A 21,963-nucleotide genomic window follows, 5' to 3' on the forward strand; every position below is an offset into this window, starting at 1 on the left:
TCTCTCAAAAAACGAGCACCTGAAACCAGGAGGAAACGATGAAGCCACTTTCTAAAGCCAATTTCCTTTTCGCAGCCGGCGCTCTCGCGCTGTCGTTCTCGCCCGCCCTCGCGCAGCAGACTGTCAAGATTGGTTCGGTGCTTTCGGTGACTGGACCGGCGTCGTTCCTCGGCGCCCCCGAGGATAAGACGCTGCGGATGTATGTCGACAAGATCAACGCTGCAGGCGGCGTCGACGGCAAGAAGATCGAGATCGTCATCTATGACGACGGCGGCGACGCCAACAAGGCGCGCACCTTCGCTACGCGCCTCGTCGATGACGACAAGGTCGTTGCGATGGTCGGCGGTTCGACCACGGGAACGACGATGGCGATGATCCCGGTGTTCGAAGAAGCGAAGATCCCGTTTATCTCGCTGGCCGGCGCGATCGAGGTGGTCGACCCGGTTCGCAAGTACATCTTCAAGACTCCGCATACCGACAAGATGGCGTGCGAAAAGATTTTCGAGAATCTCAAGGCGCGCAAGCTGACCAAGATCGGCTTGATCTCGGGCACCGGCGGTTTCGGCGCGTCGATGCGCACCCAGTGCACCAAGGTGGCGCCGAACTATGGCATCGAGATTCTCGCCGATGAAACCTACGGGCCGCGCGACAGCGACATGACGGCGCAGCTCACCAAGATCAAGAACACCGCCGGCGTGCAGGCTGTGGTCAACGCCGATTTCGGGCAGGGCCCGGCGATCGTCACCCGCAACTATGCCCAGCTCGGTATGAGCAAGACGCCGCTCTACCAGAGTCATGGCGTTGCCTCGAAGAGCTTCATTGATCTCGCTGGAGCGGCGGCAGAGGGCGTGAGGCTGCCGGCGGCGGCGTTGCTCGTTGCCAGCAAGCTGCCGGACAGCGATCCGCAGAAGAAGGTCGTGGTCGATTACCAGAAGACCTACGAGGACACTGCCAAGCAGCCGGTCTCGACGTTCGGCGGGCACATCTATGACGGTCTCTACATCCTGGTCGATGCGATGAAGCGCGCGAAGTCGACCGATCCCGCAAAGGTCCGTGACGAAATCGAAAAGACCAAGGGCTTCATCGGCACCGGCGGCGTCGTCAATATGTCGCCGACCGACCATCTGGGTCTCGACCTCTCGGCGTTCCGGATGCTCGAGATCAAGAACGGCGACTGGGCGCTGGTTCCAGCAGGAAGCTGATCGAACGCTGAAGCGACGCCCTCGATTGAATTCGGGGGCGTCGTTCGCTCATTTGTCGTAGTCTCGATCGCAGATCGTCGCGCGGGCCACCAATAGCGTTGGCCGTTGAGGGGACATGGCCGAATTCTTTCAGTTCCTGGCCTCCGGGCTGACGGTGGGCGCGGTCTATGCGCTTGTCGCGCTCGGATTTACGCTGGTTTACAACGCATCGGACGTGGTGAACTTCGCGCAAGGCGAATTCGTCATGCTCGGCGGCATGGTGACGGTGTTCGTCTCCGCCGCAGGCGTGCCGCTGCCGCTCGCGGCGGTGATCGCGGTGATCGTTGCGATCGCGGTCGGGCTGCTGTTGTACTGGCTCGCCATCGAACCGGCGCGCGGCGCGTCCGCGGTGACGCTGATCATCATCACCATCGGCGCGTCGATCCTGCTGCGCGGCATTGCCCAGATCGTGTTCGACAAGCAGTTTCACAAACTGCCGTCGTTCTCCGGCGATACGCCGGTGAATATCCTCGGAGCGGCGGTGCAGCCGCAGAGCTTCTGGGTAATTGGCGGCACGGCCGTGATCGTGATTTTGTTGTACGCCTTTCTGGAGCGGACCATTCTTGGCAAGGCGGTGCTGGCGACAGCCGCGAACCGGCTGGCGGCGCGTCTGGTCGGCATCAACACCACGACGGTGGTGGCGCTCGCCTTCGGCGGATCGGCGGCGATCGGCGCCATCGCTGGAATCCTGATCACGCCGATCACGCTGACGAGTTACGATGTCGGCACCTTGCTTGCGCTCAAGGGATTTGCCGCGGCGATGCTCGGCGGCATGGGCAATCCGCTCGGTGCGGTCGCCGGCGGGCTGCTGCTCGGCCTGCTCGAATCCTTCGGCGCGGGTTATATCAGTTCAACCTACAAGGACGCCTTCGCGTTCATTGTGATCCTGCTGGTTCTGGTCGCGATGCCGCAGGGACTGTTCGGCCGCCGCATCGTGGAGAGGGTCTGAGCGATGCGGGCGCGGCTCGGTCATCGCTATGTGACGCTGCTCGTGCTGGCGGCCGTTATTGCGCTGCTGCCGCTGGTGCTGCCGTCGAATTATTACTTCCGCGTCGCATCGCTGGTCTGGGTGTCGGCGTTTGCGGCGATCGGCCTCAATATTCTGATGGGCAATGCCGGGCAGGTCAGCCTCGGTCATGCCGGGTTCTTCGGCATCGGTTCCTATGCCGCCGCTGTTGGGCCGGCGCATCTCGGCATTCCATCGTGGATCGCGGTTCTTGTTGGCGCGGTGATCTCGGCGCTGCTGGCCTATCTCGTCGGCCGTCCGATCCTGCGGCTGAAAGGACATTATCTTGCCATCGCCACGCTCGGCCTTGGTGTGTTGGTGGCGATGGTCATCACCACCGAAAGCCACTGGACTGGCGGGCCGGATGGAATGCCGGTCGCGAAGCTGACGCTGTTCGGCTGGCGCGCCAGCGGCTCGAACGTCTGGTACTGGATCTCGGGTGCGTGCCTCCTGCTTGGCACCTGGCTCGCGCTCAATCTCAATGAGACGCCGACCGGCCGTGCGTTTCGCGCGTTGCATGACAGCGAGGTGGCGGCACGGGTCGCGGGCATCGACGTTGCCCGCTTCAAGCTGCAGGCTTTCGTGATCGCTGCGGTCTATGCATCGCTGGCCGGTTCGATGCTGGCGCTGATGAACGGATTTGCGAATCCCGATCAGGCCGGCTTCCTGCACTCGGTCGAGCTCGTCACCATGGTGGTGCTCGGCGGGCTCGGGTCGGTGGCCGGCGCGATCGTTGGCGCGGCGGTGCTGGTGACACTGCCGCAGGTGCTGACGGTGTTTCAGGAATACGAGAACCTGATGCTCGGTCTCGTCATTATTGTATCGATGATCTTCATGCGCGACGGCATCGTTCCCACCGTATCCCGGCTGCTGGCGAGGGCGCGGACATGACGATCCTCAAGGCCACCGATATCGGCATCTCGTTTGGTGGTGTGAAGGCGATCGATGGTGTCAGCTTCTCGGTCGCGCCTGGTCAGATCCTGTCGATCATCGGCCCGAACGGCGCGGGCAAGACGACGCTCTTCAACGTTGTCTCCGGTGTTTATGTCTCCGACCAGGGGCAGGTCGAGCTATCAGGGAAAGATGTCACGGGTTTTGCGCCGGATCGGCTCGCGGCGCGTGGCCTGTCGCGCACGTTCCAGAATCTTCAGATCTTCCAGCGCATGACCGCCGTAGAAAACGTCATGGTCGGGCGTCATCTGCGCGAAAACTGCAATCTGTTCGCCGATATGTTCAGGCTGCCGTCGGTGACGCGGCAGAACCGCGAGACGCGGGAAGCGGCGCTCGCCTTGCTCGATCAGGTTGGCCTGCACGCCTACGCGGATCAATTGGCCGGATCGCTCCCTTACGGCGCCTGCAAGCGTCTCGAGATCGCACGCGCACTGGCGGCGGAGCCGCAGGTGCTGTTGCTCGACGAACCTGCCGCGGGCTGCAACGCGGTCGAGACCGAGGAGATTGACCAGCTCATTCATCGGGTCGCCGGGCAGGGGATCGCGGTGGTGCTGGTCGAGCACGACATGAAGCTTGTCATGAAGATTTCGGATCGGATTCTGGTTCTCGAACGCGGCCGGCCGCTGGTCGAAGGCACGCCGCAGGAAGTGCGCAACAATCCCGCCGTTCTCGAAGCCTATCTCGGCAAGCATGGTGCGAGGGAGGCGAGGCGTGCTTGAAGTCGTTGACTTGCACAGCGCCTATGGCCGGATCGAGGTGCTGAAGGGCGTCAGCCTCGAAGTGCGTTCCGGCGAGATCGTGGCATTGATCGGTTCCAACGGCGCCGGCAAGACCACACTGTTGCGCGCACTGTCCGGCGTACAGCCGATCACGCGCGGCGAGATCCGTTTTCTCGGCGAAAGTATCGAGCGTTTTCCGTCGCACCGCCGGGTCCAGCGCGGCATGACGCAATCGCCGGAAGGGCGGCAGGTGTTTGGCCCGCTCAGCGTCGAGGACAATCTGCGGCTCGGCGCGTATGTGCGCAGCGACAAGCAGATCATGGAGGATCGCGACCGGATTTTCGCGATGTTTCCAATTCTCGCCGAGAAGCGCTATCTCGCAGCCGGCGGATTATCCGGTGGTCAGCAACAGATGCTGGCAATCGGGCGGGCCTTGATGGGAAAACCGAAACTGCTTTTGCTCGACGAGCCGTCGCTTGGCCTGTCGCCGATTCTGGTCGACCAGATTCTTGCTGCGATCGTATCGCTGAAAGCTGAAGGCATCACCGTGCTGCTGGTCGAGCAGAACGCCAGCGCGGCGCTTGAAATCGCTGATCGCGGTTACATCATTGAAACCGGGCGCATTGCCGGGACCGGCGATGGCGCAGCCCTGCTGTCAGACCCCAAGGTCAAGGCCGCGTATCTTGGTTTTGAATAATGCGCGCTACTTTCGGCCGAATATCGGAAGAATGGTCACCACGGCGGTCAGCAGCATGAACAAGGCAGTGAACGCGAAGACGCCTTGATTTTGGCCGTGGTCGATCAGCCAGCCGAAGATGATCGGCGAGATCGCGCCGCCGATATTGAAACCGGTCGAGACGATCCCGAACACCCGGCCTTCGGCGCCGCGCGGCGAAGCTGCGCGCACCAGCAAATCCCGCGACGGCGTGATGATGCCGGACAGGAGGCCGATGGCGATCATCGCCGCCATCAGCATGACCTGCCCCGGCATGGTCCATGCGAGCACGGCGGTCAACGCGGCGGCAGCCAGCATTGCGACGGTGGCGAGCGCCGCGTGACGGTGGGTGCGGTCGGCTAGAATGCCGCCTGCCAGCACGCCGAAGGCGCTGGCAAGCAGGAAGCCTGTCAGTGCGGCATTAGCGAACGACAGGTTGATGCCGTAGCCGTGGGTCATTGCAGTCACCGAAAACGCCTGAATGCCGCTGGCGTTGAGGTTGAGCAGCACGAACATGAACGTCAGCAACAGGACCGCTGGCGTGACGATATTCTTGTTGTCGCTCGACGCATCTGTCGCAGCGAGGGTTTTCCGGTGGGCTTCGAGGCGAGTGGCGCGCGACCCGAGGATGACAGCGGCCACCGCAAGGCTGGCAATGCCGGCAAGCGCAAAAGCCGGTCCGACGCCGAAATACCCGGCGGTGCCGAGCAGGATCGCAGGCGTCACCGCTGTACCGAGGAAGCCGGCGAAGGTGTGGATCGAAAACGCCTTGCCGAGCCGTTGGCCCTCGATTGACGATGAGAGCAGGGCATAGTCGGCAGGATGATAGACACCGTTGGCGATGCCGGCAGCAGCCATCGCGACCAGAAGCCAGGCGTAGCTCGATGTCGCGGCGAGCAACGCAAAGCTGGCGCCGCCGAGCACCAGCGCAAGCATCAGCATTCGCCACGCGCCGACCCGGTCAGTGATGAATCCCATGGGAGTCTGCACGAACAGTGACACCAGATTGAACACGGTCAGGGCCATGCCGATGGTCAGGTAACTGACACCAAAATAGGCCGGCAGCAGCGGGATCAGCGCCGGCAGTGTCATGATGTGGACATGGCTGATGAAATGAGCCGCCGATACCAGCGACAGCAGTGCCGTCTCCTGCTTACGGGCAATGATCGGTTCTGTCGCCTGAATCGTCATCGTTGAAGTGGCCGTTTCTCGTTTTGCCTTGCAGCATCTCAAAGGACGCCGATCGGGAGCGACGCACCGGCGCCATACATAACAGATGTCGCGGTGCGAACCAGACGCCGGTGACCGGCATTTTTGCGCTGCCCGTCTGCACAAACCGGTGGTCCGGATGCGGCTGCCGTCAGCTTGTCGAGGGGATGCGCCATCTGTTCAACCGAGCTGTAGTGGCGGCGGGATGTGCGGGTGAGGGCTCTCATCGGAGCGGGCGAGGTATTCAGCGCCGGGCGATCTGAAAGAGCGTGATCGCCCCAGCACGACACGCTGGCTTCAGGTGCTGACCTCGCGCGACGACAATTTCAAGGAAGGCGTTCGCGCATTCTTCGAAAAGCGGAAGCCGGATGCTGGCAGCGAGTTGATCTATCCGCGAGAGCCGATTTGTCCGCAACTGGCTGACGAAAGGTGGAACCAAGTTCCAACATGACGGTTAAGTCATGCATGCGGGCTCATTGACTGAGGTGTTCATATGTCGATCGGTACTATCATTCTTATCATTCTGATCATCGCCCTCCTGGGCGGGTTCAGCGGCTTGGGCGGCGGACCGTTTTACGGCACCGGCTACTATGGCGGCGGCGGTCTCGGCCTGCTCATCATCATTCTGCTGATCCTTGTTCTGATGGGTCGAATCTGACCGGCCCGTAAACAAAAAGGCCGCCTCAAGGGCGGCCTTTTTCACTATGGAATCCTAGTCCGTGTCGGGCGCGTCAATCGTGTCGTGAGGGTTCATCCATTTGCGGTGTTCGGCAAAACCTTCCGTCAGAAGGTCGATGAAGCTGCGCACCTTGCTCGACAGATGATGACGATGCGGATAGGCCGCGTTGATGGCGAATTCGATCGGTGAATAGCCGCGCAGCAGCCGCACCAGACGGCCGGACCGGATGTCGTCAGCGATGATGAAACTGGGCGCGAGGAAAATACCCTGACCCGAAAGCGTGAGCTGACGCAGCAATTCGCCGCTATTGGTGACGGCGTTGCCGCTCACGTGGACCGATTGCGTTTTGCCCTTGGCCGCTTCGAAATGCCATTCGTTGCCATAGGGATAAAACGCATACTGCAAGCAGTTGTGGTCGGCGAGGTCAGCGGGTGTTTGCGGGACCGGGTGCTTGCCCAGATAGGATGGCGCGCAGCACACGATATGCCGCCATGGGGTCAGACGTCGTGCGACCAGACTTGAATCCGGCGGCAGCAGGGTGACGATCGCAAGATCGATCCGATGCTCCACCAGATCGATGATCCCTTCGCCGACCGTGAGATCGATGGCGACGTCGGGATAGCGGGTAAGGTATTGATCGACGATCGGTGCGATGAACCGGACGGTGTGGATGCTGGTATAAAGCTTGAGCGATCCGCGCGGCGTCGAGTTCAGCGAGTTCGCGATCCGGTCGGCTTCGTCCAGTTCGACCAGAATGTTCTTCGACCGTTCGTGGTAGGCCTTGCCGATCTCGGTGAGGCTGACCTTGCGGGTGGTGCGGTTAAGCAGCCGCACACCGAGCCGGTCTTCGAGCGCCTGAATGTGATTGCTGACCATGGTCACGGACATATTCATCCGTCGTGCTGCGGCGGAAAATCCGCCGCATTCGACGACCTGGCCGAACACCGTCAGACTTGTGAGCCGATCCATGGCGACCTCGGATTATCCACTACAGGTTGATGATCCTTCCAAATTTTAGCTGATTATCAGATATGCCGAAAGACTGCATCTTCCGTGCACGTAAGCGCCGCTGCCATCGGCGATCATCACGGGAGGATGTCATGAGCGAGATGCCGCGTCGAGAATATTTTGAGCAAGACGTTGTATTTACTGATGAATCGTTGCCGGAGGAAACACCTCCGAAGCCGTCTCAGCGGCTCGGCCGGACCGTGATCAAGAAGGGTCTGTTCGCGCTGGCGTTTCTGGCGGGCGCCACGGCATTGGTTGGCTACGGTCACCATTACTGGACCACGGGGCGCTTCATCGAATCCACCGACGATGCCTATGTGAAGGCGGACTACACCACTATCGCCCCCAAGGTGCCGGGCTACATTTCCGAGGTTCTGGTTCAGGACAACCAGCGCGTCGCCGCTGGTCAGGTTCTGGCCCGCATCGACGACCGCGACTTCCGCGCTGCGCTCGCGCAGGCGCGGGCCGAGGTCGGCGCCGCGACCGCTGCCATCGACAATCTCGCGGCACAGATCGACCTGCAGCAATCACTGATCGCGCAGGCCAAGGCCGCGCTCGACTCCTCGCAGGCTTCGCTGGCGTTCGCCGATGCCGACGCCACCCGCTATCGCGATCTGATGAAGACCGGATCGGGCACGATTCAGCGTGCGCAGCAGACGGAATCGATCCGGGGGCAGGCGGCAGCGCAGACGCAGCGCGATCAGGCAGGATTGATCGCGGCGCAGAAGAAGATCGCGGTCCTCGCCACTGAAAAGGAAAAGGCCGAAGCGCAGCTTGCGCGAAGCAAGGCGCTGGCCACGCAGGCTGAACTCAATCTGTCCTATGCCACGATTACGGCACCGGTGAACGGCACGGTGGGCGCGCGCTCGCTGCGGATCGGCCAGTTCGTCAATGCCGGCACGCAACTGATGGCGGTGGTGCCGCTGCATGCGACCTATATCGTCGCCAACTTCAAGGAAACCCAGCTCACCTACGTGCGTGACGGACAGCCGGTCGAGATTCGGGTCGATGGCTTTCCGGACGTGACGCTCACGGGGCGCGTCGACAGCGTGTCACCGGCGAGCGGGCTCGAATTCGCTCTGCTGCCGCCGGACAACGCCACCGGCAACTTCACCAAGATCGTCCAGCGCATCCCGGTGAAGATCACCCTCGATGACTCCACCTTGAACGGGTTGCTGCGCGCCGGGATGTCGGTCGAGCCCAGCGTCGATACCAAAGCCGCCGTCGTGGAGGCCCGTCGCGGCCAGTCGCTCGCCCGTGATGCCGCGACCGGGACCAGCCCGCGCGATGGCCACCAAGCCAAGGCGGCACCCCGGGCAGCTTCAACTCCGGCTGGATAATCCTTCCATATTTTACCGAATTATCGCGCCTGTCTTTGCAGAGCATGTTTCCTCGCACGCAACAAGGAGCCTTGTGTCATGAGCGCCCAAGCTGTTTCCGGTGCGGCGTTTGTCCCGAACGACAACGCTCAGGCTGCAAAGCCGGCGGCGCCTGAGGGTTCCGCGAAAATGTGGATCGCCGTGGTCGGCTCGACGCTCGGCGCCTTCATGGCGGTGCTCAACATCCAGATCGTTAACGCCTCGCTGGCCGACATCCAGGGCGCGATCGGCGCGGGTATCGACGACGGCGGCTGGATTTCCACCTCCTATCTGATCGCCGAGATCGTGGTCATTCCATTGACGGCGTGGCTCGCCCGGGTGTTCTCGGTGCGCGCGTATTTGCTCACCAACGCCGTGCTGTTCATGGTGTTCTCGATAGCCTGTGCGTTCGCACAAAACCTTGGCCAGATGATCGTGCTGCGTGCGATCCAGGGTTTCACCGGCGGCGTGCTGATCCCGATGGCTTTCACCATCATCATCACCCTGCTGCCGAAGGCGAAGCAGCCGGTCGGTCTCGCGCTGTTCGCACTCTCGGCGACGTTCGCCCCGGCGATCGGTCCGACTATCGGCGGCTATCTGACCGAGAACTGGGGTTGGGAATTCATCTTCTATGTCAATCTCGTTCCTGGCGTGCTGATGATTGCGATGCTGTGGTTCTCGCTCGACCGCGCGCCGATGAACCTGTCGCTGCTGCGCCAGGGCGATTGGGCCGGAATCGCCACCATGGCGATCGGTCTCGCCGCGCTGCAGACTGTGCTCGAGGAGGGCAACAAGGAAGACTGGTTCGGATCCGACTTCATCACGCGGCTGTCGGTGATTGCCGCGATCTCGCTGTCGCTGTTCGTGTGGGTCGAACTGCGCAGCGACAAGCCGCTGCTCAACCTCCGGCTGCTGGCACGGCGCAATTTCGGCTTTGGCATTCTCGCCAACTTCCTGCTCGGCATCGTGCTTTATGGCTCAGTGTTTATCCTGCCGGTCTATCTGGCACGGGTTCAGGGCTACAACTCCGAGCAGATCGGCATGGTGCTGGCATGGACCGGCCTGCCGCAGCTTGTGCTGATCCCGCTGGTGCCGCTGCTGATGAAGCGGTTCGACGTCCGTATGGTAATCGCCGCTGGGTTTGCACTGTTCGCCGCCAGCAATTTCATGAACGTCCATATGACGGTGAACTACGCCAGCGACCAGTTGCTCTGGCCGAACGTCGTCCGCGCCGTCGGACAGGCCATGGTGTTCGCGCCGTTGTCGGCCATCGCAACGTCCGGCATCGAGCAGGAGAATGCGGGATCCGCGTCCGCGTTGTTCAATATGATACGCAATCTCGGCGGCGCCATCGGTATCGCGGTGCTGCAGACTTTCCTGACCAAGCGCGAGCAGTACCATTCCAATGTCATGGTGCAGTCGGTGTCCATGTTCGAGGAGGCGACGCGCGACCGGATCGATCGTCTCACCGCGTACTTCCTCAGCCACGGCGTTGCCGATCATGCGACCGCGGCGCACAAGGCTGTGATCGCGATCGCGTTGCGGGTGAGGCAGCAGGCCAATATCATGGCGTTCAGCGATGCGTTTTATTTCCTCGGAGTAGCTTTGATCGTCGCGCTTGCGGCAACCCTGTTGCTGAAAAAGCCCGATCACCTCGCCGGTGGCGGCGCCCATTGACCCACGACCCTTTTTCTCACCTCGATTGAAAACAGGAGAAGATCATGCAACCGAGACTGAACCCCTACAAAATCGCTCCCGATGCGATGAAGCCGCTGTTCGCGATGGAAGAGAGCGTGCAGGCCAGCGGTCTGGAGCGATCCCTGATCGAACTGGTCAAGATCCGCGCTTCGCAGATCAATGGCTGCGCCTATTGTATCCACATGCATACAGCCGATGCGCGAGCGCAGGGTGAAAGCGAGCAGCGCATTTACCTTCTCGACGCATGGCGCGAGTCGCCGCTTTATACTGACCGCGAGCGCGCCGCGCTGGCCTGGACCGAGGCAGTGACGCTGGTGTCGCAGACCCACGTTCCTGACAACGTCTACGAGCAACTGCACGGAAGTTTCTCGGAAGAAGAAATCGTCAAACTGACGATGCTGGCGGCCACCATCAACGCATGGAATCGAATTGCGATCAGCTTCCGCTCGATCCACCCGGTGAAGCCGGTCAAGGCAACCGCTTGAGATCACGTCCTGCGATTTGATGTGCAAAAGGCCGCCCGAAGGCGGCCTTTTGTTTTGATTCAAGCCGAAATGATCAGGCGGCGTTGCTCCATTGCGATGTTACCTCGTTGGCCGCTTTCTTGAGATGAACATGGGTGTCGACGTGATCGATCCATGACACCGGGATCAGGTGATGTTTGCCGTCCGGCGCATCGTTCTTGGTGAGTTTGATCGTGTCGGTTCCATCGAAGTGGTCGACCTTGCCGACCTTTTGGCCGTCGGAGGCCAGCACGTCCATGTGCTCCTTGATGTGCAGCGTATTCGCCATGGGTCATCCTCCTGTTGGCTGTTAAGTCAACGCATCGCGCGCGCGATGGTTCATATCGGAACAATGTCCGCGAAAGTTCCGCTGGGCCGGCGAACAAGATGGTTGCGGGAGGGCGATTGCGTAAAATCGGTTGAAGTCAACGCATGGAGCAGACCGCGCGATCAGGCCGCGCGTTCATTGCTCTCGATGGCGACGTGGACCTCGTTGCCACCCTGCTCGATCATGCCGCGGAAGGCGGGTGGGATCGGCTTGTCCGTGAAGAAATGATGTGGATCGGTGATGTGGCCGCCGCGCACGGTGGCGTTTCGCCCGAACTTGCTGACGTCGGCGACGAGAAGCGATGCGCGGCTGTTCGCGGCAATCGCCTGTCGCGCCTCGACCTCGCCCGAGTAGAAATCGAGCAGGGAACCGTCCTCATCGATACCGCCGACGCCGAAGATGCCGAAATCCGCTTTATACTGGGCGAAGAAACGCGCCGCTGCGTCACCGATGATGTCGCGGTCACGCGCGCGCAGCGTGCCGCCGGCGAAGGTGATTTCGACATCGGGGTTGGGGGCGAAGGCGGCGGCGACGCTCAGGCTGTTGGTGATGATGCGCAGGTCGCGGCGTCCCGTCAGGGCCCGCGCGACATATTCCGGCGTGGTGCCTAGACCGATCATGAGCGAGACGTCATCGGGAATGAAATCGAACACCGCGCGGGCGATCCGGCGTTTGGCGTCGAGGTTCAGGCCCTGCCGGCTCTGATAGGCGAGGTTCTGGTCGGGGACCGGCAGGCTGACGCCGCCATGAATGCGCCGCAGCAGGCCTTGATCGCACAGGCGATTCACGACGCGGCGGATGGTCTGGGTGGTGACCTCGAAATGGGCGGCCAGGTGTTCGATCGAGGCAAAGCCTTCCTCGCGCACCATTTCCAGAATCCGGACCTGTCGTTCGTCGGCGATCTTGAGCATGGCCGTCCTGCCTGTGGAACTCCGCTATCATCTGAACGTCAAGTTCGCAATTTATATTTCATTCGCGCATTGGATATGTTCATATGAAAAGAAAATGGGAGGAATGATCGGTGTTGGGGCCGCTGCCGGAATTGCCGGGCAGGCGCACATGCGCCGCCCATCCTGTTGATCGCGCGTACCTGCGGGGCGACGTGTCGTCCCGGTTCGCGGCTGATTTGCTTTGGTGCGGCGTGCGTTTACCGGCCATGATGCCGACATTGCACAGAGGATTTGTGACACCACGGGGCAGGGCTGCGGCTTTGTCACCGGCCACCGGACAGAGCGGGTAGGCCATGTCGGCGATTGCGCTTGAGCACGTCATCAAGAGTTGGGGCCCGATGCGGGCCGTCGACGACATTAGCCTGACCGCGGACGAAGGATCGTTGCTGGTGCTGCTTGGCCCGTCGGGTTGCGGCAAGTCGACGACGCTGCGCCTGATCGCTGGTCTGGAACAGCCGGACGGCGGTCGCATCACGATCGGCGGCACCGACGTGACGCATTTGTCGCCGGCGCAGCGCAAGATCGCGATGGTCTTCCAATCCTACGCGTTGTTTCCCCATCTTAGCGTCGCCGAGAATATCGTGTTCGGCTTGCGCGTGCGCCGCGTTTCGCGCGGCGAGCGTGACGCGCGCCTGAAAAAGGTCGCCGAGATCGTCGGCCTGTCGCATCTGCTCGAACGCAAGCCGGCGCAACTCTCCGGCGGCCAGCGCCAGCGCGTCGCGCTCGGCCGCGCCATCATCGCCGAAGCCAAAGTCTGCCTGATGGACGAGCCGCTTTCCAATCTCGACGCCAAGCTCCGTCACGAGATGCGCACGGAAATCCGCGCGCTGCAGCAGCGGCTCGGCATAACCATGGTCTATGTCACCCATGACCAGACCGAAGCCATGACCATGGCCGATCGCGTGGTGCTGATGCGCGACGGCAAGATCGAACAGAACGGCACGCCCGAGGAGCTTTACAGCCGTCCGGCGACCGCATTCACCGCGCGCTTTATAGGCACGCCGCCAATGAACCTGATCGCATCCGGCGACAAACTGATCGGCGTCCGGCCTGAGGATATCCGCATCGTGTCGCAGGACGGTCATGTGGCGCACGTAAAGACCGTCGAGCATCTCGGAGCGGACAGCATCGTTCTTTGCGAGGTCGACGGGCAACCGGTGTCGGTGCGTCAGGACGGTTTCAGCAAGGCGGCGGTCGGCGACCGCATTCGCCTCGGCTGGGACACCAGCCATGAACATCACTTCGACCAGAAGACCGGTCGGCGGCTCGACACCACGGCCGCCGGCGGAATGAAACAAGCTGCGAACGGCTGAGCGCAACGAGAAGATCGGCGCGGCACGTGCCACAGAGGAGGAGACGATGAAGTACTATGGGAAGACTGTTCTGGCGGCTGCATTCGCCGCGACGATTGCAATGGCGCAGCCCGCGGCTGCCGTCGATCTGACGATGTATTATCCGGTCGCGGTCGGCGGTCCGGTCACCAAGATCATCGACGACATGGTTGGCCGTTTCGAGAAGGAAAATCCCGATATCAAGGTGACGGCGGTTTACGCCGGCAACTACACCGACACCATGACCAAGGCGATGACCGCGATGAAAGGCGGCCAGCCGCCGCAGCTGTCGGTGTTGCTCTCCACCGACGTGTTCACGCTGATGGATGAAAACGCCATCGTGCCGATGGACGGTCTGGTCTCCGACAAGGCGTGGTTCAAGAGCTTCTATCCGGCGTTCATGGCCAACGGCCAGATCGACGGTAAGACCTGGAGCATCCCATTCCAGCGCTCGACCATCGTGCTGTACTGGAACAAGGATGCTTTCAAGGAAGCCGGCCTCGATCCGGAAAAGGCGCCTGCGTCGTGGGATGAAATGGTCGCGATGGGCAAGAAGCTCGTCAAGAAGGACGGCTCCGGCAACACCACGCGCTGGGGCGTCGAAATTCCGACCACGGGCTACGCCTACTGGATGCTGCAGGCGCTGGCGATCGAGAACGGCCAGAAACTGATGAACGAGGCGGGCAACGAGGTCTATCTGACCGCGCCGAAGACGGTGGCCGCGCTCGATTATTGGGTCGACCTGTCACGCAAGGACGGTGTCATGCCCAAGGGCACCATCGACTGGGCGACGCTGCGCACCGACTTCCTCGAGGGCAAGACCGCGATGATGTGGCACACCACCGGCAACCTGACGGCGGTGAAGAGCGGCACCAAGTTCAACTTCGGCGTTGCGATGCTACCGGCCAAGGAGCGGCGCGGTTCGCCGACCGGCGGCGGCAGCTTCTACATCTTCAAGAGCGCTTCCCCCGAGCAGCAGAAGGCGGCGGTAAAGTTCATCGAGTGGATGACCGCGCCCGAACGCGCCGCCGAGTGGAGCATGAAGACCGGTTACGTCGCGGTGTCGCCGGCGGCCTACAAGACCCCGGCGATGGAAGCCTACGCAAAGGACTTCCCCGCAGCGACGGTTGCGCGCGACCAGCTTGAGCATGCGGTGCCGGAGCTGTCGGTGCATGACAACGGACGCATCTACAAGTTCGTCAACGATGCCGTGCAGTCGGCAGTGACGGGCGCGCAGACGCCGAAAGACGCGCTGGCCGCCGCCCAGCAACAGTCCGACCGCGTGCTCCGCGCGTACAAGTAAAGGCGAACCGGGCGGCGATTCATCGCCGCCCGGTTTTTCATCCTATCATGTCAGAGCAGATCGCCATTCCGGTTCAGGCCACTCGCGCGCCGCGCTCTCATGCGTGGTGGAACGCGGTGAACGCGTGGCTGCTGCTGCTACCGGCGGCGGTGCTGCTCGCGGCTTTCACGCACTATCCGATCCTGTCGACGATCTGGCACAGCTTCTTCATCACCAAGCGGAATGGCGCCGAACTGTTCGTCGGTCTCGACAATTATCGCGCGATGTCCGCCGACCCGATCTTCTGGAAGGTGCTGGTCAACAATTTCTGGTTCGCGCTCGGCACCATCCCGACCTCTGTAGCGCTGGCGCTGCTGATGGCGCTGTGGGTCAACCGCAATATGCGCGGGCGCGGTTTCCTGCGGCTCGCTTATTTCACGCCGACCGTGCTGCCTATGATCGCGGTCGCCAATATCTGGCTGTTCTTCTACACGCCGGACTACGGCTTGCTCGATCAGTTGCGCGGGCTCGTCGGTCTGCCTGCGTGGAACTGGCTCGGCGAGCCCAGCACCGTGATGGGCTGCCTGATCGTGATGGTGATCTGGAAAGAAGCCGGCTTCTTCATGATCTTCTATCTCGCAGCACTCCAGCAATTGTCGCCGGATCTCGAAGAGGCTGCTTCGGTCGAAGGGGCAGGGCGCTGGTACACTTTCCGCCGCATCACGTTTCCGCTGCTGATGCCGACCACGCTGTTCGTTGCGATCAATGCCGTGATCAACTCGTTCAAGCTGGTCGATCACCTTGTCATCATGACCAAGGGCGGCCCGAGCAACGCCAGTTCGCTGCTGCTTTATTACATTTATGAGGTCGCATTCACCTTTCAGGATTCCGCCTACGCCGCGACGCTGACGGTGGTGCTGATCGCTCTTCTGGCGACGCTGGCGCTGATCAAGTTCGGTTATCTCGACCGCAGGATTCACTATCAATGAACAGCCGGACGCATCCACTCGAAGCGATCGGGGCGTGGCTGCTGGCGCTGGTTTGGCTCGCGCCGCTGGCCTATGCGTTCTGGAGTTCGCTGCATCCGGCGGCTTATGCCACCTCGTTCAGCCTGTCGGCGCCATGGACGCTGGAGAATTTCGTTCGCGCGTGGAACCAGGCGCCATTCGGCCGCTATTACTTCAACACGATCGTTCTGGTGACGCTGATCCTGATCGGCCAGCTCATTCTCTCGACGCTCGCGGCCTATGCCTTCGTGCGATTCAAGTTCAGGGGCAGCAGCATCGCCTTCGCGCTGGTGCTGCTGCAGCTCATGATCATGCCCGACGTTCTGATCGTCGAGAACTATCGCGTCATCGGCAAACTCGGGCTGCTCGACACCATTCCGGCGATCGCATTGCCGTATCTCGCCAGCGCATTCGGTATTTTTCTTTTGCGCCAGACATTCAAGGGCATCCCGCAGGAACTGGTCGAGGCAGCACGCGTCGAAGGCGCGGGACCGCTGCAGATACTCTGGCGTGTTTACGTGCCATTGGCGCGGCCGACCTACGTTGCGTTTGGGCTGGTGTCGGTGAGCTATCACTGGAACAATTTCCTGTGGCCGCTGATCGTGACCAATTCGGTTGAGAGCCGCCCGCTGACGGTGGGGCTCGCGGTGTTCGGTGCCCCCGAAACCGGCGTCGACTGGTCGATCATCACCGCCGCGACGGTCATGACGATGGCGCCGCTGTTGATCGCGTTCCTGCTGTTCCAGCGCCAGTTCGTGCAATCGTTCATGCGGGCGGGCATCCGCTGATGAAACTGGTGACGTGGAATATCCAGTGGGGCAAGGGCTGCGACGGCAAGGTCGATCTCGCGCGGATCGTTCGCGACGCGACGGCGCTCGCCGATGCGGATGTGTTCTGCTTTCAGGAAGTCTCCGCCGGTTTTGAGAAGCTCGATGGCGGCATCGACCAGAGTAATGAACTGGCCGCGCGGCTGCCCGGCTACGCGGCGGTCTTCCGGCCGGCGATCGAATCCATTGACAGCGAAGGCCGCACCCGCCGTTTCGGCAACATGACTTTCTCGCGATTGCCGGTGATGCAGGTCGCGAACCATCTGTTGCCGTGGCCGGAGGCCGGATCGGTGCGCAGCATGCGGCGGCAGGCGCTGGACGTGACGGTTCAAACCGCGTTCGGACCGCTGCGCGTCGTCAACACCCATCTCGAATATCATTCCGCGGCGCAGCGCGAAGCGCAGATCACGCGCTTGCTCGATCTTCAGGAAGAAGCGTCGACCAGTCCCCATACGGCCAAGGCCGAGCATCCGGAACCCTATGTGAGCCAGACACTGGCCCCGTCCAGCCTGCTGAGCGGTGATTTCAACTTCGACGTCTCCGATCCGCAGCACGCGCTCGTGCACGGCGCGGCACGACCTGGCCTGAACTACCGGGATGCGTGGACGATCTGCCATCCGGGCCGGCCGCACGATTTGACCTGCGGTCTGTACGACACCGTACAATGGGACGAAGGCCCCGATTGCCGCGACTTCATTTTCGTCACCGAGGATCTTGCGGGCAGGGTTCGCCGCATCGCGGTCGACGGCAAGACGGCGGCCTCAGATCACCAGCCGATGATGATCGAGCTTGCGGACTGACGCATCGCGCAACTGCCGAAATGTCGCTTTCAGGGCGTACGGCCGTCAGCTATTGTTGCGACAAAGCACCGCATCTTTGGGATATCTCGTTCCCTGTGCGCTGCTTCAGGCTTTGGGAGGATTTGAATGACGTGTCGTCTTATTTCAGGATTGGTTGCATCACTTGCCGTTTTGGCAATGCCGTTATCCGCCCTGGCTCAAGCTCCGAGCGGGAAGGTCAGTGTGGTGACATCCTATGCCAAGGAAGTCACCGAGCCGATCAAGAAGGCGTTCGAAGCTGCAAATCCGGGCGTGACTCTCGACATTCAGAACCGCAACACCCACGCCGGCGTGAAGTATCTCGAGGAAACCAAAGGCAACAACCAGGTCGATATCTTCTGGGTATCGGCGCCGGATGCGTTCGAGTCGCTCAAGGCAAAATCGCTGCTTCAGGTCTACAAGCCGAAGGCCGCCGGCATTCCCGACAAGATCGGCCAGTTTCCGACCAACGATCCGCAGGGCTTCTATTCAGGCTTTGCCGCCTCCGGCTACGGCATCATGTGGAACGAGCGTTACGTGAAGGCCAACAAGCTGCCTGAACCGAAGGAGTGGCAGGATCTCGCGGCCCCGGTCTATTTCGATCACGTTTCCATGGCGACGCCGTCGCGCTCCGGCACCACGCATCTGACGATCGAAACCATCCTGCAGGGCGAAGGCTGGGATCGCGGCTGGGCCACCATCAAGGCGATGTCCGGCAATTTCCGCGATGTCACCGAACGCTCGTTCGGCGTGCCGGAAGCGGTGAATTCGGGGCAGGTCGGCTACGGCATCGTGATCGACTTCTTCGCGTTCTCGGCGCAGGCTTCGGGCTTCCCGGTAAAGTTCGTCTATCCGTCGGTGACTGCGATCGTACCGGCGAATATCGGCGTCGTCGCCAACGCGCCGAACAAGGCTGGCGCCGAAGCGTTCATCGAATACCTGCTGTCGCCGGAGGGGCAGGTGCTGATGTTCGATCCGAAGATCCGGCGTCTTCCGGTCAACCCGGCTGTCTACAGCAAGGCGCCCGCGGGTTATCCGAATCCGTTTACGGACCCGCGCCTGAATTCGATGGTGAAGTTCGACGTCAAGAAATCCGAAACCCGGAATGACGTTGTCGACGCCCTGTTCGATCAGATGGTGACATTCCAGCTTGCCGCGCTGAAGGATGCGACCAAGTCGATCCATGCGGTTGAGACGGCGCTCGCCAAGAAGGACAACGCGGCGGCGCGCGCGATGCTCGGCGAAGCCCGCGCGCTCGTTGCCGCGATGCCGGTGACGGAAACCCAGTCGGCGGCGGGCGAGATCGCCGGCGCATTCACTGGCTCCAAGCAGAAGGGTGCGCGTCAGGCCGAGCTTGAGCAGCAATGGGCTGCGTTCGCCAAGGACCGCTACGCTCAGGCCAAGGCGAAGGCCGACGAAGCACTGAAGCTGGCCAAATAACGGCGCGGTGCCGCTGACGGGCGCGCCGGAATGACCGATCTCGCATCAGAAACCCGGCCGGCCGCGTTCTCTATTTTTGGGGGGCGTGGCCGCTGGAAATGGGGACAGGCGCTTCTCGCGCTCGCGATCCTGCTGTTCCTCGTGCTGTTTCTGGTGTGGCCGGTCGCGACGGTGGTGTTCGTCGCCTTTACCGAGAAAGGCAGCGGCGCCTTCACGCTGATCAACTTCTTCGACTTTGCGCAGACCGACCTGTTCGTCCGCTCGTTCTGGAATTCATTCTACGTCTCCGTAATGGCAGTCGCCGGCGCGTCGGTGCTGGCGCTGCCGCTCGCCTACATTACGTCGCGATTCACCTTTCGCGGCGCGTCGGTCGTGCAGATTCTCGGATTCCTGCCGCTGATCATGCCGCCGTTCGTCGGCGCGGTCGCGATGCAATTGCTGTTCGGCCGCAACGGTTCGGTCAACCTGCTGCTCGACGACTGGATCGGCATGAAGGTCCCGTTCATGGAGGGACTGAACGGTGTCATCTTCGTTCAGTCGATCCATTATTTCCCCTTTATCCTGATCAACCTGTCGGCGGCGCTGCGCAACGTCGATCGCGCGATGGAGGAGGCGGCGCAGAATCTCGGTTCGCACGGCTTCCGCCTGTTCCGGCGCATCGTGTTTCCGCTGGCGCTGCCGGGTTATGTTGCCGGCGCGTCGCTGGTTTTCGTCAAGGTCTTCGACGATCTGGCGACGCCGCTGCTACTCAATGTCAAGGATATGCTGGCGCCGCAGGCCTATCTGCGGGTGACCTCAATCGGCATCACCGATCCGATGGGCTACGTGATCTCGGTGGTTCTGATCGTCGCTTCTGTCGCGGCGATGTGGGCCTCGTCGCTCGCGACCCGCAATACCGACTACGCCACCGTACAGCGCGGCGGCGGCGGCATCGCGCGTCGGCGCTTGCGCTCGTGGGAAGCGGTGCTGGCCTATGGGATGGTCACGCTGATCGTGCTGCTGGTGCTGGCGCCGCATATCGGGTTGGTGCTGCTGTCGTTCGCGACCATCTGGTCGTTCTCGCCGCTGCCGGATGGTTACACCGTTTCGCACTACGCGCATGTCTTCGGCGAAAGCTCGCTGTTTATCAAGAACACGCTGATTTATGCCTCCCTTGCCGGTCTGATCGACATCGTGCTCGGCACCGCGATCTCGTATCTGGTTCTGCGCACCAAACTGATCGGCCGGCGAGGGCTCGATCTGCTGGCATCGTCCGCGCTGGCAATCCCTGGGGTGGTGCTCGGCATCGGCTATCTGCGCGCCTTCTACGGCATCGAATTGTGGGACGGCACGCCGCTGGCGTCGCTGTGGATCGTGATCGTGCTGGCGCTGGCGATCCGCCGCCTGCCGTATGCGTTGCGGGCGTGCTACGCGGCTCTTCAGCAGATTTCATCATCGCTGGAGGAGGCTGCGGAAAATCTTGGCGCCACCAAAGCGCGGACGGTGCGGCGCATCGTCGTGCCGCTGATGACCGGCGGAATCGTCGCCGGCTTCGTCACGAGTTTCGCCACCGCCGCCGTTGAGCTGTCCGCCACCCTGATGCTGGTGCAGTCCAACAATGACGCGCCACTGGCTTATGGACTTTACGTCTTCATGCAGTCCGCCGCCGGGCGCGGGCCGGGCGCTGCGCTGGGCGTCGTCGCCGTGATCATCGTCGCTGCTTCCACCATTCTCTCGCAATTCCTGATCGAACGCGATCGTCGCGCCAAGGCCGGTGCGTCGTGATGCCAACCTGATCGAGCATATCATGGCCGGACCTGACCATTCCGATATTTCGCTGAAAGCCGTCGATCTCCAGATCGAGAATGTCAGCGCGGCTTATGGCGCGCTCAAGGTTCTGGATGATGTGAGCCTCGATATCCAGCCCGGAGAGTTTTTCGCGCTGCTCGGGCCGTCCGGTTGCGGCAAGACCACGTTGCTGCGCCTGATCGCGGGTTTCGCGGACAATGAGGCGGGCCGCGTTGTCGTCGGCGGCAAGGACATCTCAAACCTGCCGCCGTGGAAGCGCGATGTCGGCATGGTGTTTCAATCCTATGCGCTGTGGCCGCATATGAGCGTGGCGAGCAATGTCGCATTTGGTCTTGAGGAGCGGCGGGTGTCGCGGGACAATGTCCGGCGCCGGGTCGCCGCCGCACTTGCTTTCGTCGGCCTGTCGGATCTTGCCGACCGCCGGCCGTCGCAATTGTCGGGCGGCCAGCGGCAGCGCGTGGCACTGGCGCGGACGATCGCGATCGAACCGAAAATACTGCTGCTCGACGAGCCGCTGTCCAATCTCGATGCCAAGTTGCGGATTCAGGTGCGTCGCGAATTGCGTCTGCTGCAAAAGCGGCTGGGCTTGACGACGATCATCGTCACCCACGATCAGGAAGAGGCAAACACGATCAGCGATCGCGTCGCCGTCATGAACGGCGGCAAGATCCAGCAGGTCGGTACCCCGACCGAGCTTTACGAGCGTCCGGCCAATCTGTTCGTGGCCCAGTTTCTCGGTACGGCGAACGTTCTTGAAGGACATGTCGCGTCCATGAACGGCCAGCGGATGTTCGAGGTCGGCAACGGACTGTCGCTGCCGATTCCAGCCGCGGCCGAGGTGCCGGACGGCGCGCGGATGGTGTTTCGCCCGCAGCACGCTTCTCTGTCGATCAACCGGCCGTCCGCGCCGGGCGATGCTGCGATTCCGGGACTTGTCAGCGATCGAGAATTTCTCGGATCGATTGTCCGTTACGCCGTTCGCATCGGTGAATCCGAGGTGTGGATCGATATGCCGTTCGAATCCGGCGAGCAGCTCCTTGCGCCGGCAACGCCGGTTTACGTCTCGGTTACGCCCGAACTCCTGCGCTGGCTGCCGGGGTAGCAG

22 protein-coding genes are annotated in these 21,963 nt (G+C 61.9%); 17 read left to right on the forward strand and 5 right to left on the reverse strand.

Translation table 11 applies throughout. The features are described from left to right. The first annotated feature begins 38 nt into the window (after window positions 1–38). From ASC80_RS19705 to ASC80_RS19725, 5 genes are all read left to right on the forward strand, one after another. Window positions 39–1,202, forward strand: coding sequence for an ABC transporter substrate-binding protein (locus tag ASC80_RS19705; RefSeq protein ID WP_056301149.1), 1,164 nt, complete (start codon window positions 39–41; stop codon window positions 1,200–1,202). Between the two features lie 115 nt (window positions 1,203–1,317). Beyond that, the gene (locus ASC80_RS19710) at window positions 1,318–2,190 is read left to right on the forward strand and encodes a branched-chain amino acid ABC transporter permease (protein ID WP_056301151.1); all 873 of its coding nucleotides are present in this window, start codon (window positions 1,318–1,320) and stop codon (window positions 2,188–2,190) included. Window positions 2,191–2,193: 3 nt separating this feature from the next. After that, window positions 2,194–3,138, forward strand: a complete 945-nt coding sequence (locus tag ASC80_RS19715; protein ID WP_056301153.1) for a branched-chain amino acid ABC transporter permease — start codon at window positions 2,194–2,196, stop codon at window positions 3,136–3,138. Next, the gene (locus ASC80_RS19720) at window positions 3,135–3,917 is read left to right on the forward strand and encodes an ABC transporter ATP-binding protein (RefSeq protein WP_056301156.1); all 783 of its coding nucleotides are present in this window, start codon (window positions 3,135–3,137) and stop codon (window positions 3,915–3,917) included. The genes ASC80_RS19715 and ASC80_RS19720 overlap by 4 nt, the downstream gene beginning before the upstream one ends. Further along, entirely contained in the window at window positions 3,910–4,614 is a 705-nt protein-coding gene (locus tag ASC80_RS19725) for an ABC transporter ATP-binding protein (protein WP_056301158.1), read from the forward strand. Before ASC80_RS19720 ends, ASC80_RS19725 begins: the two co-directional genes overlap by 8 nt. Before the next feature lie 6 nt (window positions 4,615–4,620). Here the strand turns inward: ASC80_RS19725 and ASC80_RS19730 are convergent, their stop codons facing one another. Beyond that, window positions 4,621–5,823: an MFS transporter gene (locus ASC80_RS19730; protein ID WP_056301162.1), complete on the reverse strand. Its 1,203-nt coding sequence runs from the start codon at window positions 5,821–5,823 to the stop codon at window positions 4,621–4,623. 511 nt (window positions 5,824–6,334) lie between these two features. Between ASC80_RS19730 and ASC80_RS23285 the strand changes: the two genes are divergently transcribed. Beyond that, window positions 6,335–6,499: a DUF3309 family protein gene (locus ASC80_RS23285; protein ID WP_082512688.1), complete on the forward strand. Its 165-nt coding sequence runs from the start codon at window positions 6,335–6,337 to the stop codon at window positions 6,497–6,499. A 54-nt stretch (window positions 6,500–6,553) separates the two neighbouring features. Here the strand turns inward: ASC80_RS23285 and ASC80_RS19735 are convergent, their stop codons facing one another. Then, window positions 6,554–7,489 (reverse strand): LysR family transcriptional regulator, encoded by a 936-nt coding sequence (locus tag ASC80_RS19735; protein ID WP_056301165.1) that lies wholly within the window; start codon window positions 7,487–7,489, stop codon window positions 6,554–6,556. A gap of 131 nt (window positions 7,490–7,620) precedes the next feature. On the opposite strand from ASC80_RS19735, the gene ASC80_RS19740 reads away from it, so the two are divergent. From ASC80_RS19740 to ASC80_RS19750, 3 genes are all read left to right on the forward strand, one after another. Next, window positions 7,621–8,868 (forward strand): HlyD family secretion protein, encoded by a 1,248-nt coding sequence (locus ASC80_RS19740; protein WP_056301167.1) that lies wholly within the window; start codon window positions 7,621–7,623, stop codon window positions 8,866–8,868. A gap of 78 nt (window positions 8,869–8,946) precedes the next feature. Beyond that, entirely contained in the window at window positions 8,947–10,563 is a 1,617-nt protein-coding gene (locus tag ASC80_RS19745) for an MDR family MFS transporter (protein ID WP_056301171.1), read from the forward strand. Between the two features lie 44 nt (window positions 10,564–10,607). Beyond that, complete coding sequence (locus ASC80_RS19750; RefSeq protein ID WP_056301174.1) at window positions 10,608–11,069, forward strand: carboxymuconolactone decarboxylase family protein; 462 nt, start codon at window positions 10,608–10,610, stop codon at window positions 11,067–11,069. A 73-nt stretch (window positions 11,070–11,142) separates the two neighbouring features. On the opposite strand, the gene ASC80_RS19755 is transcribed toward ASC80_RS19750, so the two are convergent. The 3 genes from ASC80_RS19755 to ASC80_RS23875 all read right to left on the reverse strand — a co-directional run bounded on the left by ASC80_RS19755 (window position 11,143) and on the right by ASC80_RS23875 (window position 12,660). After that, entirely contained in the window at window positions 11,143–11,376 is a 234-nt protein-coding gene (locus tag ASC80_RS19755) for a DUF2171 domain-containing protein (protein ID WP_056301177.1), read from the reverse strand. 161 nt (window positions 11,377–11,537) lie between these two features. Beyond that, window positions 11,538–12,326, reverse strand: a complete 789-nt coding sequence (locus tag ASC80_RS19760; RefSeq protein WP_056301180.1) for a DeoR/GlpR family DNA-binding transcription regulator — start codon at window positions 12,324–12,326, stop codon at window positions 11,538–11,540. 79 nt (window positions 12,327–12,405) lie between these two features. Further along, window positions 12,406–12,660: a hypothetical protein gene (locus tag ASC80_RS23875; RefSeq protein WP_156464469.1), complete on the reverse strand. Its 255-nt coding sequence runs from the start codon at window positions 12,658–12,660 to the stop codon at window positions 12,406–12,408. Between ASC80_RS23875 and ASC80_RS19765 the strand changes: the two genes are divergently transcribed. The 8 genes from ASC80_RS19765 (at window position 12,659) to ASC80_RS19800 (ending at window position 21,960) form a co-directional block, all read left to right on the forward strand. Continuing rightward, window positions 12,659–13,678, forward strand: coding sequence for an ABC transporter ATP-binding protein (locus ASC80_RS19765; RefSeq protein WP_056301183.1), 1,020 nt, complete (start codon window positions 12,659–12,661; stop codon window positions 13,676–13,678). The two genes, ASC80_RS23875 and ASC80_RS19765, sit on opposite strands and share 2 nt — an antisense overlap. Before the next feature lie 46 nt (window positions 13,679–13,724). Next, complete coding sequence (locus ASC80_RS19770; RefSeq protein WP_056301184.1) at window positions 13,725–14,999, forward strand: ABC transporter substrate-binding protein; 1,275 nt, start codon at window positions 13,725–13,727, stop codon at window positions 14,997–14,999. 47 nt (window positions 15,000–15,046) lie between these two features. Beyond that, window positions 15,047–15,967 (forward strand): carbohydrate ABC transporter permease, encoded by a 921-nt coding sequence (locus ASC80_RS19775; RefSeq protein WP_056301187.1) that lies wholly within the window; start codon window positions 15,047–15,049, stop codon window positions 15,965–15,967. Further along, window positions 15,964–16,773 (forward strand): carbohydrate ABC transporter permease, encoded by an 810-nt coding sequence (locus ASC80_RS19780; RefSeq protein ID WP_056301190.1) that lies wholly within the window; start codon window positions 15,964–15,966, stop codon window positions 16,771–16,773. Before ASC80_RS19775 ends, ASC80_RS19780 begins: the two co-directional genes overlap by 4 nt. Then, on the forward strand, window positions 16,773–17,612 hold the full coding sequence (locus ASC80_RS19785) for an endonuclease/exonuclease/phosphatase family protein (protein ID WP_056301195.1): 840 nt from the start codon (window positions 16,773–16,775) through the stop codon (window positions 17,610–17,612). Before ASC80_RS19780 ends, ASC80_RS19785 begins: the two co-directional genes overlap by 1 nt. A 126-nt stretch (window positions 17,613–17,738) precedes the next feature. Beyond that, window positions 17,739–19,070: an ABC transporter substrate-binding protein gene (locus tag ASC80_RS19790; protein ID WP_056301197.1), complete on the forward strand. Its 1,332-nt coding sequence runs from the start codon at window positions 17,739–17,741 to the stop codon at window positions 19,068–19,070. A 30-nt stretch (window positions 19,071–19,100) separates the two neighbouring features. Further along, a complete protein-coding gene (locus tag ASC80_RS19795; protein ID WP_082512689.1) occupies window positions 19,101–20,834 on the forward strand; it encodes an ABC transporter permease in 1,734 nt (577 codons plus the stop codon). A 22-nt stretch (window positions 20,835–20,856) separates the two neighbouring features. Then, window positions 20,857–21,960, forward strand: coding sequence for an ABC transporter ATP-binding protein (locus ASC80_RS19800; protein ID WP_056301748.1), 1,104 nt, complete (start codon window positions 20,857–20,859; stop codon window positions 21,958–21,960). Window positions 21,961–21,963 lie beyond the last annotated feature (3 nt).

The organism is Afipia sp. Root123D2, assembly GCF_001425835.1.
Lineage (GTDB): Bacteria > Pseudomonadota > Alphaproteobacteria > Rhizobiales > Xanthobacteraceae > Afipia.